At 65.0% G+C, this 13,107-nt stretch carries 9 protein-coding genes and 2 pseudogenes; 6 read left to right on the top strand and 5 right to left on the bottom strand.

The window, feature by feature from the left end; translation table 11 throughout:
- On the top strand, positions 1-1,070 hold a 1,070-nt coding region (locus WBQ44_RS16700; RefSeq protein ID WP_495567788.1), incomplete at its 5' end, for an NAD(P)H-quinone dehydrogenase.
- 69 nt (positions 1,071-1,139) lie between these two features.
- Here WBQ44_RS16700 and glpK read toward each other — a convergent pair.
- Positions 1,140-2,645 carry a glycerol kinase GlpK gene (glpK, locus tag WBQ44_RS16695; RefSeq protein WP_495567787.1) on the bottom strand — a complete coding sequence of 502 codons (1,506 nt, stop codon included), beginning with the start codon at positions 2,643-2,645 and terminating at the stop codon, positions 1,140-1,142.
- A gap of 116 nt (positions 2,646-2,761) precedes the next feature.
- On the opposite strand from glpK, the gene glpD reads away from it, so the two are divergent.
- On the top strand, positions 2,762-4,498 hold the full coding sequence (gene glpD, locus WBQ44_RS16690; protein ID WP_495567786.1) for a glycerol-3-phosphate dehydrogenase: 1,737 nt from the start codon (positions 2,762-2,764) through the stop codon (positions 4,496-4,498).
- 9 nt (positions 4,499-4,507) lie between these two features.
- Here the strand turns inward: glpD and WBQ44_RS16685 are convergent, their stop codons facing one another.
- The 3 genes from WBQ44_RS16685 to WBQ44_RS16675 are packed head-to-tail and all read right to left on the bottom strand — an operon-like array spanning position 4,508 to position 10,007.
- Positions 4,508-4,654 (bottom strand): hypothetical protein, encoded by a 147-nt coding sequence (locus tag WBQ44_RS16685; protein WP_495567785.1) that lies wholly within the window; start codon positions 4,652-4,654, stop codon positions 4,508-4,510.
- Between the two features lie 21 nt (positions 4,655-4,675).
- Positions 4,676-5,458 carry a DNA-formamidopyrimidine glycosylase family protein gene (locus WBQ44_RS16680; RefSeq protein WP_495567784.1) on the bottom strand — a complete coding sequence of 261 codons (783 nt, stop codon included), beginning with the start codon at positions 5,456-5,458 and terminating at the stop codon, positions 4,676-4,678.
- A gap of 1 nt (position 5,459) precedes the next feature.
- The gene (locus tag WBQ44_RS16675) at positions 5,460-10,007 is read right to left on the bottom strand and encodes an ATP-dependent helicase (protein WP_495567783.1); all 4,548 of its coding nucleotides are present in this window, start codon (positions 10,005-10,007) and stop codon (positions 5,460-5,462) included.
- Positions 10,008-10,114: 107 nt separating this feature from the next.
- On the opposite strand from WBQ44_RS16675, the gene WBQ44_RS16670 reads away from it, so the two are divergent.
- Both WBQ44_RS16670 and WBQ44_RS16665 read left to right on the top strand, forming a co-directional pair.
- A complete protein-coding gene (locus WBQ44_RS16670; protein WP_495567782.1) occupies positions 10,115-10,360 on the top strand; it encodes a modification methylase HgiDII in 246 nt (81 codons plus the stop codon).
- Between the two features lie 47 nt (positions 10,361-10,407).
- A pseudogene (locus WBQ44_RS16665) lies at positions 10,408-10,792 on the top strand (DnaJ family domain-containing protein); the annotation flags it as partial.
- A 150-nt stretch (positions 10,793-10,942) separates the two neighbouring features.
- On the opposite strand, the gene WBQ44_RS16660 reads toward WBQ44_RS16665, so the two are convergent.
- Complete coding sequence (locus tag WBQ44_RS16660; RefSeq protein ID WP_495567781.1) at positions 10,943-11,545, bottom strand: ribulose 1,5-bisphosphate carboxylase large subunit; 603 nt, start codon at positions 11,543-11,545, stop codon at positions 10,943-10,945.
- Between the two features lie 115 nt (positions 11,546-11,660).
- Between WBQ44_RS16660 and WBQ44_RS16655 the strand changes: the two genes are divergently transcribed.
- Both WBQ44_RS16655 and WBQ44_RS16650 read left to right on the top strand, forming a co-directional pair.
- Positions 11,661-12,854, top strand: coding sequence for an NAD(P)H-binding protein (locus WBQ44_RS16655; RefSeq protein WP_495567780.1), 1,194 nt, complete (start codon positions 11,661-11,663; stop codon positions 12,852-12,854).
- Positions 12,854-13,107 (top strand): annotated as a pseudogene (locus WBQ44_RS16650) (CPBP family intramembrane glutamate endopeptidase); the annotation flags it as partial. The gene WBQ44_RS16655 and the pseudogene WBQ44_RS16650, both read left to right, overlap by 1 nt.

Raw genomic sequence — 13,107 nt, 5'->3', positions numbered from 1 at the left:
GCGCAGAGATGATCGACTCTCAGGTGGGCATGGCCGCGCACCAAATTCGCGCAACGCTCCCCGACGAATCGGAGCGCATCCTGGACGCCGACGTCGTCCTGATCTCCACCGGCGCGAGTCCTCGAATTCTGAAGGGCGCCGAGCCCGACGGTGACCGCATCCTCAACTGGCGTCAGCTCTACGACCTCGACGCCCTGCCCGAGCACCTCATCGTCGTCGGATCCGGTGTCACCGGCGCCGAGTTCGTGTCCGCGTACACCGAGATGGGTGTCAAGGTCACCGCGGTGTCCAGCCGTGACCGCGTACTCCCGCACGAGGACGAGGACGCAGCGCTCGTTCTGGAAGACGCGTTCAACGAACGCGGGGTCACCCTCGTCAAGCACGCGCGCGCCGATTCTGTGGAGCGCACCGAATCCGGTGTGATCGTCAAGCTCGCCGACGGCCGCACCGTCGAGGGAAGTCATGCGTTGATGACAGTCGGTTCGGTGCCCAACACGTCCGGACTTGGCCTCGAGAAAGTCGGAATCGAACTCGGCCGTGGTGGATACCTGAGTGTCGACCGCGTCTCCCGCACCTCCGTCGCCGGCATCTACGCTGCGGGCGACTGCACCGGACTGCTTCCGCTGGCATCCGTCGCCGCGATGCAGGGCCGGATCGCGATGTATCACGCGCTCGGTCAGGCCGTCACGCCGATCAAGCTCAAAACCGTTGCGTCCGCGGTGTTCACGCGTCCCGAGATCGCCTCGGTAGGTGTCAGTCAGTCGGCAATCGACAAAGGCGACGTCCCTGCCCGCACAGTGATGCTGCCACTCGCCACCAATCCGCGCGCCAAGATGTCCGGCCTCAAGCGAGGCTTCGTCAAGATCTTCTGCCGGCCCGCAACCGGAGTGGTGATCGGCGGGGTGGTCGTCGCACCGACCGCGTCCGAACTGATCCTTCCCATCGCAATGGCAGTGCAGAACAACCTGTCGGTCAACGACCTGGCAGCGACGTTCTCGGTCTACCCGTCGCTCACCGGGTCCATCACCGAAGCAGCGCGTCAGCTCATGCGTCACGACGACCTGGACTGACGGCTGCCAAAGTCGTCGTCACCCAGCTGAGTCTGTTCTACGCGAGGCGGTTCTCCGTCTGGGCGTTGCTCACGCGCTGTCGTAGGTGCGCTCCACGGCGCGATTCCACGTGGTGTACATCCGTTCGCGGAGGTCGTCGTCGAGATCGGGCTCCCAGGTCTTGTCGGCGGCCCAGTTGGCTCTGATCTCGTCCTCCCCGCTCCAGTAGCCCACCGCGAGACCTGCGGCGTACGCCGCGCCCAGGGCCGTCGTCTCGTTCACGACGGGACGTACCACGGGCACACCGAGGATGTCGGATTGGAACTGCATGAGCAGTTCGTTGACGACCATTCCGCCGTCCACCTTCAGGGTGGTGAGGTCGACGTCGGAGTCGGCGCGCATGGCGTCGATGACCTCCCGTGTCTGAAAGGCGGTGGCCTCGAGAGCAGCTCGCGCGATGTGGCCCTTGTTCGCGAACCGGGTCAGACCCGAGACGACGCCTCGGGCATCGGGCCGCCAACGCGGTGCGAACAACCCCGAGAATGCAGGAACGAAGTACACGCCGCCGTTGTCGTCGACCGTCTTCGCCAGATCCTCGATCTCGGACGCGTCCTTGATGATGCCCAGGTTGTCGCGCAACCACTGCACCAACGAACCCGTCACCGCGACCGAGCCTTCGAGTGCGTAGACGGTGTCCTTCTCGCCGAGTTTGTAACACACCGTCGTGAGCAATCCGTGCTCGCTGCGAACCGGTGTCGTTCCGGTGTTGAGCAGCAGGAAATTCCCGGTGCCGTAGGTGTTTTTCGCTTCTCCGGGAGCGAGACAGGCCTGTCCGAACGTCGCGGCCTGCTGATCACCCAGAATGCCCGCGATGGGAACACCGGCGAGCACTCCTCGCGGCCGGACCTCGGCGTACACCTCGGACGAGGTGCGAATATCGGGAAGCATCGACATCGGAATACGGAAGTCGGTGCAGATGTCCTCGCGCCACTGCAACGTCTCGAGGTCCATCAGCATCGTTCGAGATGCATTCGTCACGTCGGTGACGTGGATGCCGCCGTCGGCTCCGCCCGTCAGATTCCACAGCACCCAGGAATCCATGGTGCCGAAACACAGTTCACCCGCCTCGGCGCGCTCACGGACACCGTCGACGTTGTCGAGGATCCACCGGACCTTCGGCCCGGCGAAATACGTGGACAGCGGTAGGCCCGTGATCTGCTGGTACCGATCGGCACCGTGCCCGTCCTCGAGCTCACGGCACAACTCGTCGGTCCGCGTGTCCTGCCACACGATGGCGTTGTACACGGGCTTCCCGGTGGCACGGTCCCACACCAGCGCCGTTTCACGCTGGTTCGTGATGCCGACCGCGGCGATGTCCTGCGCCTTCACGTCGGCGTTGCCCAGCGCAGCCCCGACGACCTCGCGGACGTTTACCCAGATCTCTTCGGCGTCGTGCTCGACCCAGCCCGCACGCGGGAACAACTGTGAGTGTTCTTTCTGCGCGGACCCGACGGGTTTTCCGTCGTGGCCGAAGATGATGCAGCGGCTCGAGGTCGTCCCCTGGTCGATCGATGCTATGAACGTGTCGGAGGTCACTTGTCTCCCTGGTCGGATCTCGTCGGTCTCGCGGGTAGTCAGGGTGGAACGGTAGCCTGGTTTGGGCGCCGACAGAAGTACGATCCACGGAATCAACCCAGTTGGGGAGCGAGCTCTTGAGCAACCGATCGAACACCACATTCCTGGGTCCGCAGGCGCGCGTCGACGCGTGGGACGAGCTCGGTTCGGAGCAATTCGATGTCGTCGTCGTCGGCGGCGGTGTCGTCGGTGCAGGCGCGGCCCTCGACGCGGCCACCCGGGGCCTCAAGGTGGCGCTCGTCGAAGCGCGAGACTTCGCGTCCGGCACCTCGAGTCGGTCGTCCAAGATGTTCCACGGCGGATTGCGCTACCTCGAACAGCTCGAATTCGGGCTGGTGCGCGAAGCACTGCACGAGCGTGAACTGTCGCTGTCCACTCTGGCCCCGCACCTCGTCAAGCCGCTGAAGTTCTTGTTCCCCCTGACCCATCGAGTGTGGGAGCGCCCGTACATCGCGGCGGGAATCTTCTTGTACGACAGGATGGGCGGCGCCAAATCCGTTCCGGCGCAGAAGCATCTGACGCGATCCGGTGCGTTGCGGATGTCGCCGGGCCTCAAACGCAGGTCACTGGTCGGCGGAATTCGCTACTACGACACGGTTGTCGACGATGCCAGGCATACGATGAGCGTCGCGCGCACGGCCGCTCATTACGGAGCCGTCGTACGCACGTCCACCCAGGTCGTCGGTTTCCTTCGTGAAGCAGATCGCGTTTCCGGTGTGCGAGTGCGTGATTCGGAGAACGGCGCAACCACCGAGGTGCGCGGGCACGTCGTCATCAACGCGACGGGCGTGTGGACCGACGAGATCCAGTCGCTGTCCGCTCAGCGCGGACGTTTTCGCGTTCGAGCGTCCAAGGGCGTGCACATCGTCGTCCCGCGAGACCGCATCGTCAGCGAAGCAGCGATCATCCTGCGCACCGAGAAATCCGTGCTGTTCATCATTCCGTGGGGCGCCCACTGGATCATCGGAACCACCGACACCGACTGGAAACTCGACCTCGCGCACCCCGCGGCAACGAAAGCCGACATCGATTACATCCTCGGTGAGGTCAACGCGGTGCTCGTCACTCCGTTGACGCACGACGACATCGACGGTGTCTACGCCGGACTGCGTCCGCTTCTCGCGGGGGAGAGCGACGAGACATCCAAGCTGTCGCGCGAGCATGCGGTCGCGCGCGTCGCCCCGGGCCTGGTGGCGATTGCCGGCGGTAAGTACACGACATACCGGGTGATGGCAGAGGACGCCGTCGACCTTGCGGCAGACGACATCCCCGCCCGCGTCGCGTCGTCGATCACCGAGAAGGTTCCGCTCGTCGGCGCCGACGGTTACTTCGCCCTCGTCAACCAGACGCATCACCTCGCCGAGATGTACAAGTTGCACCCGTATCGCGTGACGCACCTGTTGGACCGCTACGGCTCACTGATCGACGAAGTGCTGGACATGGCGAAGGACAAACCCGAACTGTTGCAGCCGATCACCGACGCGCCGAGCTACCTGCAGGTCGAGGTCGTGTACGCCGCTGCGGCGGAGGGAGCGCTACACCTCGAGGACATTCTCGCGCGGCGCACCCGGATCTCCATCGAATACTCGCACCGCGGCGTCAACTGCGCCGGGCAGGTCGCGGCGCTGGTCGCTCCTGTTCTGGGGTGGGACTCCGAAGCTGTGGATCGCGAGGTCGACACCTACAACGCGCGGGTCGAAGCAGAGATCAAGTCGCAGATGCAACCGGACGACGAATCGGCCGATGCGCTTCGAGTGGTTGCACCCGAGGCTCGCCAGGAAATTCTGGAGCCTGTGCAGCCGACGGGCAAGTGAGCGCGCCGGTCAGTACCGCGACGAGGTTGCAGCGGCTGCAACCGTACTGCGTTCTCTGCGGGTTTGGACGAGGGTGTGGGGGGCTCGCGCCGCGACCGCGCCGGACGCGGCCATGACGGCGACGGTGAGTAGTGCAAGGAAGATCATGCTGTCCATGATCCGCACCGATCCTGTGGATCAGCTGGGTGCAGGCTGGCAATACGGGCAGTAATAGATCTGCCTCTCTTCGAGCGGATTGTCACCCAGGAGTCCGAACTCGACGGTGGTGCCGCATCGCCGGCACGGCTTGTTCTCGCGGCCGTACACCCAGAAATGTCTCCCCGCCCGGCGATCTCCAGTGGTGACGCGCTGGCTGCGGTCCTTGTTGGCCATGATGGTGCGGAACGACAGGTCGACGATCTTGTCGACGTTTCCTGCCGCGCGGACGGGAGTGCGAGGGTCGACGCCGCGTAGAAAGCAGATTTCGTTGCGGTAGACGTTGCCGAGTCCAGCGAGGTTTCGCTGATCCAGCAGCGCAAGCCCTATCGGCCGCTCCGGATCCGACACGATGTTGGCGACGGCGAGGCTCGCTTTCCAATCGGGTCCGAGCAGGTCCGGTCCCAGGTATCCGACCACCTCGTCCTCGTTGTCCACGATGTCGAGTACGCCGAGTTCGAAACCGACGGCGGTGGCCGTGTCGGTCGACAGTATCGCGCGTGCCTGAAATGCCGGCCTCCGCCATTTGGCGCCGCGCGGATACACCTGCCAGGTGCCTTCCATCTTGAGGTGACTGTGGATGGAGTAGCCGCCGACGCGAATCAGCAGATGCTTGCCCCGGGAGGCTACGGAATCGACGGTGCTACCGGTGAAATCAACGGTGGCATAACGAGGTACACGGATATCGCACCCGGTGAGAACCTGCCCTTCCAAGGCGGCTCGGAGAACGTTGGCGGCGCGGTACACGGTATCGCCTTCGGGCACGCTATCCCCTCAATCTGACGCCACGTGGGGTGGCCGAGAAACCTGCATCGGTGAGCATCCGCGAGAACGCGGTGCCGTGAATGTCGTGACCGTCCACGCGTTCGACGAGCAACTTGTCCACGCCTCCGCGTTTGACCGTCGCAGCGAGTGCGTGTGCTGCGGCGGCCGTGACGGCGTCGTCGTCGGAGAAGGTCAGGACCGACTTGCCGCCCCGCTCGACGTACAGGGCCAGGTCGCCTTCGTGCAAAACGACGAGGGCGCCTGCCTTACGACCCGGGCGATGCCTCGGAGAATCCTCGGGTACCTCCTTCTTGGGCCAGTTCAGCGCAGCACCATACGGATTGGCAGGGTCGCAGGCGGCGAGGACCAGAGCGCCGGTCTTCTCCCGTTCCTCGTACGTCCGCAGTCGGTCGACCACCTCGGAAGTGGAGAACTGCGCACCACCGAGCGAATCGACGAAGTAGCCGCGTCTGCTGCGGCCGGAGTCTTCGAACGTGGTCAACACCTTGTACATGGTCGCGAAGCCACCCGGGATCCCCTCGTTCATCACCGACCCGCGGGTGACGACGCCGTAGCGCTCGAGGAGCACGTCGGCCGTCGCATGGGCTCGAATGGTTTGGTCGGGCTCGAGCTCGGGCAACCTGGACCACCGTCCACCGGCAGTCGGTGGACCGGACCTGGTGGGCAGGCTCGGGCGCTCGAATCGTCGATACGACCGCAGGCGGGGCGTTCGCCGCGGCGCGCGGTGGCTGGGTGCGGCACGGGTGGTCGAGTTGAGGAGCGCGCGCAGCGGGGCGAAGGTGTCGTTGCTCAGCTGACCCGCCCACGCGAGTTCCCACAGCGCCGCTAGCAAACCGTCGTCGTCTGTACTTCCCACCGTGTCGGACAACTGGCGGAAGAAGTAGGCTCCACCGGCAGCGACGGCGTCGAGCACGCTCAGCTGCAGCTCGGACAGATCGGGTGCGGCAGGCGGCGTGAGGGTCAGCGGAGCCGTCTCGGCCAGATGTAAACAGATCCAGCCGTCTTTCGAGCTGATCGATCCGTGACCGGACCAGACAACTTCTCCTGTGGAGGTCAGCTCGTCGAGCATCGCGGGGGAGTAGTCGCGCACCCGCGAGGCGAGAATCAGCGGTTCCCACGCCGAGGCTGGAATCGGCACGCCGGCAAGCTGCTCCACAACTGTTGCGACACCGTCGATTCCGGTGAGCTGTCGACTCTCCACGTGCTGCCAGGCGGGGAGAAAGCGTCCGAGAGTAGCGGTGCCGACGGGTTCGACCTCGTGTCGGGCAGCTGCCAGTGATCGGCGTCGGAGACGCCGTAGAACCTCGGCGTCGCACCATTCGCTGCCAGTCTTGTCCGGCCGAAACTCACCCTCGATGACGCGCTTGTCGGACCCGAGCGCGGCAAGGGAGGAGCGGGCGACTGCAGACCCGATGCCGAATCTCTCGGCGAGGTCGGTGACGGAAAACGGCCCGTGGGTACGCGCATACCTGCTGACGAGGTCGGCGAGAGGATCGTCGACGGGCTCGATGAACGCCGCGGGGGTGCCGATCGGAAGGGGCACTCCCAGCGCGTCGCGCAACCGGCTGGCGTCCTCGATGGCGGTCCACCATGTCCGGCCGGCGAAGTTGACCTCCATCGCTCTCTTCGCCGCACCCAATTCGGTGAGCCACAGTGCGTATTCGTCACCGTCGGTGCGCGCGTCGACTTCGTCGACGGTGAGCGGCCCGAGCATGCGGAGCAGGTCTGCAACGCCTTCGATGTCCTTCGCGCGCCGATCCGGCGCAAGCCGCTGCAACTCCGATTCGGTGGTCTCGATGACCGATTGATCGAGCAGTTCGCGAAGTTCGACACGGCCCAAGAGTTCAGCCAACAAGGCAGAGTCGAGTGAGAGAGCCTGGGCGCGACGCTCGGCGAGCGGGCTGTCTCCCTCGTACATGAATGCGCCGACGTAGTTGAACAACAGCGAGTTCGCGAACGGCGACGGGGACGGCGTCTCGACTTCGACTATGCGAATCTGCCTGCGCCCGATCTCCGCAAGTATCTGCTCCAGGGCCGGAAGGTCGTATACATCCTGCAGGCATTCCCGAACCGTTTCCAGCAGAATAGGGAAGGTGGGGTACTTGCGGGCGACGTCGAGCAGTTGCGCGGAACGTTGCCGCTGCTGCCACAGCGGCGCCCGCTTGCCTGGATTACGTCGGGGGAGAAGTAGTGCACGAGCGGCGCATTCGCGGAAGCGCGAAGCGAACAACGCCGATCCGCCGACCTGTTCGGTGACGATGTCGGCAATTTCGTCCTGCTCGAACACGAAGAGATCCGCGCCGGGAGGGCGATCCTCGGTGTCGGGCAATCGCACGATGATGCCGTCGTCGGAGGCGGTCGGGGCGGCATCGATGCCGTAGCGCTCGATCAGCCGGGCGCCGATGGCCAAAGCCCAGGGCGCGTGCACCTTCTGGCCGTACGTGGAATGCAGCACCAGCCGCCAGTCGCCGAGTTCGTCGCGAAAGCGTTCGACGATCATGGTTCGGTCGGTGGGAAGCTGGCCGGTGGCTTCTTTCTGTTCGTCGAGCAACGCAATGAGATTGGTGACGGCGTTGGCGTCGAGGCCGTCGTCGGACAGCCTTTGCGACAGGGCCTCTCGCTCGGACGTGCTTCGTAGGAATTCACCGAGTGCTCGCCCCAGTTCGGCGGGCCTGCCGAGCCCGTCGCCGTGCCAGAACGGGAGTCGACCCGGTTGCCCGTAAGCAGGGCTGACGAGCACCCGATCGTGTGTGATCTCCTCGATGCGCCAACTGGTGGCGCCAAGCGCGAAAATGTCGCCGACGCGCGACTCGTAGACCATCTCCTCGTCGAGTTCGCCTACGCGCGAAGCCTTTACGCCGATCATGTACACCGTGAACAGTCCGCGGTCGGGGATGGCTCCACCCGAGGTGACGGCCAGACGCTGAGACCCGGGCCGCCCGGTCAGGGTGTTGGCGTCTCGATCCCACACCAGCCGGGGCCGAAGCTCGGCGAACTCGTCGGAGGGGTAGCGGCCGGACAGCAGGTCAAGCGTCGACTCGTACGCCGACCGGGGCAGCGTCGCAAAACTCCCGGTGCGCCGGACGGCATCGAACCAGTCGTGCGCATCGATCGGTTCGAGCGCACAGGCGGCAACGGTTTGCTGAGCCAGAATGTCGAGCGGGTTGGCCGGCACGAACAGGGACTCGATCTTGCCGGTGGTCATCCGCTCGACCGTCACAGCGCAGTGGATCAGATCGGTGCGGTGCTTCGGGAAGAGCACCCCCTTGGAGATTTCGCCGACCTGGTGACCTGCGCGACCGACACGCTGGAGCCCACTCGCCACCGACGGCGGCGCCTCCACCTGGACGACCAAGTCGACGGCGCCCATGTCGATGCCGAGTTCGAGGCTGCTGGTGGCCACGACGCATCGGAGTCTGCCGGTCTTCAGGTCGTCCTCGATGAGCGCGCGCTGATCTTTGCTCACACTGCCGTGATGCGCGCGGGCCAACAGTGGGTCGGCGCCGTGGTTGACTTCGCTCGGACCTCCCAGTTGAGAGGGCGGCTTGTGATCCTTGTCGACCTCGCCGCCCAGACGTTCGGCGTACACCTCGTTGAGGCGAGCCGTGAGCCGCTCCGCGAGGCGGCGGGAGTTGGCGAACACGATGCACGACTTGTGGTCGAGGATGAGATCGACCATCTTCTCCTCGACGTGGGGCCAGATGGAACCCTGCTGGGGCGCGGCGGACGCCGATCCCTCGGACGGCTCGCGGACGCCCAGCTCGGTCATGTCCTCGACCGGAACCTGCACCGACAGGTCGAACGTCTTCGGCGCCGGCGGCGCGACGATTTCGATGGGCGCAGCACCGGTGAGGAAGCGCCCCACCTCCTCGTGGGGCCGAACCGTCGCAGACAGTCCGATGCGTTGCGCAGGCTTGGGCAACATCAGATCCAGCCGCTCGAGCGACAGGGCCAGATGCGACCCGCGTTTCGTTCCGGCGACAGCGTGGACCTCGTCGACGATGACGGTGTCGACAAGCGTCAGTGCCTCACGCGCCGCCGAGGTGAGCATGAGGAACAAGGATTCGGGGGTAGTGATGAGGATGTCCGGTGGCGTCTTGATCATGTTCCGGCGATCGGCCTGGCTGGTATCGCCGGACCGAACGCCCACCGAGATGTCGGGCGGGGTGAGGCCGAGACGCTTCGCTGTCTGCGTGATCCCGACGAGGGGTGCCCGCAGGTTGCGCTCGACGTCGACGGCAAGCGCCTTCAACGGAGAGATGTACAGGACCTTCGTCTTGCGTTCCGGCTGCGGCTCGCGCCCGGCGAGCTGGTCTATCGACCACAGGAACGCAGACAGGGTCTTGCCCGAGCCGGTGGGTGCGACGACCAGCGTGTGCCTGCCACTCGAGATGGCGTTCCACGCACCGTCCTGGGCAGAGGTGGGGCGGTCGAACGCTCCGCCGAACCACTCCTGCGTGGCCTGCGAGAATTTGGACAGTGCAGATCCACCGTGATCCTCGATCTCGCGCGTCGCTCTACCGGCCATCCGCCCATGATGCCCCCGGGCACCGACACGCAACCATTGCGAGGGTCGAACGGGTTGCGGGCGGGCTCCCAGGTGTGGAAAGGCGGTGCAGTGGGTAGCGCTGTTCCATGACCGACGATCAAGAGATCATGCAGAAGATTTCCGCGCACCTCGACGCTCGGCTCGGTGAGAAGACCAACGGCCTGCAGAACGAAGTTCCGCCCGGTGCGAGCGTTCAAGAGGACGACGGCGAACGCGGACCACTCGGACGCGATTATCACCTCGCCAGCAAGTACGCCCAGGCATTCGCCATCGGGGAGTCGCAGCTGGTCGACCGAGCCGAGTTCGACCGACTGGTTGCCGAATACGGCTGAGTCACGGAAGTTGACGCAGGGTGTCGGGAGGCGCGAAATCCGGCACAATCGAGAGGGTGACGGAGCGAAAGAAGCCCGGCGTCACCTTCGAGTCGTTTGTCGACAAGCAGATCCGCGAAGCGCAGGAGCGGGGGGCGTTCGAAAACCTCGAGGGCGCAGGCAAGCCGATCCCGAAGGCCGACACGCCGGACGACGATCTCTGGTGGGTCAAGGGGTTCTTGGCGCGAGAGAACCTTTCTACCGATGCACTGCTGCCGCAAGCTCTGCAACTACGCAAAGAAATCGAACGACTGCCGGCGACCCTCGGAGAGTTGCGCCTCGAAGATTCGGTACGCGACGCGCTCGCTGATCTGAACGCTCGCATCGTGGGGTGGATACGGGCGCCATCGCCGCCCTTGCTCCCGTTGTCGCCGGTCGACGTGGACGAGTGGGTGCGTCAATGGAAAATCGGCCGAGCCGTCGCGGAGAGATCAGCGAACAAACGTCCGGAACCGAGGCCCGAGGCCGATGTCCCCTCGACCAGACCCAGAACCTGGTGGCGGAAAATGTTCGCGCGGGAGCCCAAACCGGATCGAGGCATCGTCAGATGGAGTCCCCCTCCTCCTCGTCGAGCTTCACCTGACCCCGGTTCCGGAAGAATTTGAACCCCGGGATTCCGATGACTGCACGACGCACATCCTTTGTGACACCGAGCAATTCGTGGATTTCCGGCGACACCGTATCGAGGGTCGCCAGGATGGGGATGATTGCGTCCATGTGCTTCACGAGCCCGGGGAGCTCGTCGACCATCGCGATCGCGGCGTCCACTTCGTCCTCGGACAGATGGTCGACGAATTTGGCCGCGAAGGGTGCGGATTTCTGCGCGATCGGATCGAACAATTCGATGAGCTCGAGCGCGGTGACCGAGGTCTTCGACGCGGATTCGACGACGCCACCCGCAGACCGAGTGGTTGTCGCTGCCTCCGCCACCACGAGCTGCGCGGCATCGACGACGGCATTGATGCGGATCATCAGCGCGGATACCTCGTCGAGTAGCGCTTCGACGCGTGCTGGCACTTCGAACGCGAACACGGCCGTGTCTCGGGCCCACCGCACGCCCGTCCTGGCGAGGTTCAATCCGAACTTCGCCGCGGATATCCCCCCGTCGAGGTCGGGAAGACGCACGCCCACGAGCACCAATGCCATGACAGAACAATGCCACAAAAGCGCCGCGGCTCCTCCTGCCGTGTGTGAGAAGTGCCTCCCCAACGACATTTAGTGCACACGGGCGCTTTGGGATATCTGCAGTTAGCCTCGAGGAATGAGAGTTCTGGTCACCGGAGCGAGTGGGTACATCGGTTCACGGCTCGTCGCGGCGCTGCTCGACGCCGGCGACACCGTCGTCGCGGCGTCGCGGCGGCCCGAGGGTCTGAAGACGTTCGATTGGTCCGTCGAGGTCGATACATGCGCGATGGACACCGGCGATCCGGACTCGCTGCGCGAAGGATTCACTGCTGCAGGCGCAATCGACGTGGCCTACTACCTCGTGCACGCGATCGGTCAGTCCGATTACCGCGCCCAGGACCGTAGTTCGGCTCAGCAGTTCGCCGAGGCTGCTGCGGCTGCCGGGGTAAAGCGAATCGTCTATCTCGGCGGCTTCGTTCCGGACGACGAGGAGCTGTCCGAGCACCTCGCCAGCCGCGCCGATGTCGGCGAGGCACTGAACGTGGACGGCGTCGACGTCGTGTGGCTCAAGGCCGCAATCGTCCTCGGTGCAGGGTCGACGTCGTACGAAATGTTGCGATACCTCGCCGATCGGCTCCCGGTACTGCCGCTCCCCACCTGGTTGAGCCATCCGGTGCAGCCGATCGCCGTGGACGACGTGCTGTTCTACCTGCTGGCGTCCCGTGAGACCGTGCCACCAGGGGCGTACGACATCGGCGGCCCCGACGTCGTCCCCTACCGTGACCTGTTGTTCGCCTACGTCGACGCCGCCGGATTGACGCGCGTCGGAGTGTCGACCCCCGGCGTACCGACCGGACTGGCCGGTCGTGTCATCGGCAAGATCATCCCGATTCCCGATGCCCTGGCCGAAGACCTCGTCGGGTCCCTCCACAACACGATGACCACCTCCGAGAGTCGCATCGTCGACATCGCGGGGGAGCCGGAGGGTGGCCGGACCACCATCGAAGAGGCGATGCACCGCAGTGTTCAGGGTTCTGTCGGCACGCCGCCCGGCGTTCGAGCACTGAAAGATCCCATGCGGCTGGCCGTGACCGATGCGGCGTGGAGTGGAGGCGACGCACTCGGCATCCGCCGGTACGGAATCGCGGCGTCGTCGGGACAGACCTGGGGTCTGCTGGAATCGCTCGGTGCGCGCAAGGTGCTGTACTCGTGGCCGGTGGCTGCGGTGGTGCGTACCAACCTCGATGTGGTCGACGGTGTTTCGGACCATGCGAGATCGGTGATACGACGAGTGTTCCCGAACAAGCACGAGGACCCAACGGAGGTGTGATGGCGACGTGGCAGACGAGCGTCAAAGACGTCGTCAAGTCGGCGCTCGTGGAGAAGGTCGACCGTAACCACGAGGAAACCGACAGAGCATTCCTGCGACGCCGCATCGTGGTGGTCCTGACGCTGGTGGTCGGGGCAACGCTGCTCGGACTGTCGCTGTCGGTGGACCCGGGGGACAGTGCGTTCTATCCCCTGACGTTGGGATTGGCTGCAACCTGGTTCATCGGTGGTTTCCTGTCCGGCCCGCTGCACCT

Source organism: Rhodococcus sp. (in: high G+C Gram-positive bacteria) (assembly GCF_049591685.1).
Classification (GTDB): Bacteria; Actinomycetota; Actinomycetes; order Mycobacteriales; family Mycobacteriaceae; genus Rhodococcoides.
Note: the sequence above shows the minus strand (reverse complement) of the source record. Positions and strands in the feature narration are given on the sequence as shown.